Source organism: Mesorhizobium sp. M7A.F.Ca.ET.027.03.2.1 (assembly GCF_003999175.1).
In the GTDB taxonomy this organism is placed as follows: domain Bacteria; phylum Pseudomonadota; class Alphaproteobacteria; order Rhizobiales; family Rhizobiaceae; genus Mesorhizobium.
The window spans coordinates 1-862 of record NZ_RZOM01001601.1 but is presented as its reverse complement, the minus strand read 5'-3'; the positions used below and the strand labels follow the sequence as shown (position 1 = coordinate 862).

General features: G+C 61.5%; 1 protein-coding gene and 1 pseudogene. Both read right to left on the bottom strand.

Annotation, left to right across the window (positions count from 1 at the left end):
* Positions 1-299, bottom strand: a pseudogene (locus EN750_RS36725) (amino acid permease); the annotation flags it as partial.
* Positions 300-320: 21 nt separating this feature from the next.
* Positions 321-862, bottom strand: a 542-nt coding sequence (locus EN750_RS36720) for an N-formylglutamate amidohydrolase (protein WP_127399441.1), incomplete at its 5' end; no start/stop codon positions are given.

The following is an 862-nucleotide window of genomic DNA, read 5'->3' as shown; positions in this document are numbered from 1 at the left end:
CAATGATAAAGGCCACCGGCGGTCGGGAATGCCGAGGCGATCTGCGCCATGGCGAGCGCAAAAAATCCGGAAACGGCGCAGCCGACGATCCAGCCGATGCCGGCGCCCGCGCCGCCGATCGACGACGTCGCCTGCGCGAATGAATTGATGCCACCCGACAGGATGCAGATGATCGAAAATGAGATGGCGAAATTCGAGAAGCGGCTCATGCTTCGCGACAGTTCCTGGGCATAACCCATTCCGTGGAGGACCTTCAGATCCTCCTTCTTGTCGACATCCGAATAGTCTTGCGCTGACATTTTTGTCCCCTTTTTAAGTTCTTAGCTGGCCGATTGAACTGACTTTCCCATTGCACGTTGTCGGGAGCCCCTGGCCTCCTCGGGCTCCAGATCCAGAAAAATGCCCGTGAGCAGATCCGCCCATTTCCGCTGCCCGGTCTCGCCGGCGATTTCGTCGTTGCGGATTTCGATCATCGCGCAGAGCAAGCCGCGCGAGCGCGCATGCCGTTCCAGCGTGAAATAGACACGGTCGGCCGGCGAATAGGGCTCGTTGACGCCGACGGTGACGCCGGCAAGCCGCTTCAGCGCTGATATCAGCGGTGCCGCCAGCCGGCGATCCTCGTCATGGATGATGCCTATATGCCAGGGCCGGTTGCGTCCCTTGTAGACCGGCGTGAAGGAATGCACCGAAACCAGGCGGGTCGCCTGTCCACGCGCCAGCCGGTCATCGACAATCTGCTCGATGGTGGCATGAAACGGCTGCCACGACAGGGCGACACGGGCCGCACGCTCACTTTCCGACAGGCCGGCATTGCCCGGTATGGCTGTAGTCTCGCTGACCGGCGGTACCAGGTCGGGCGCGT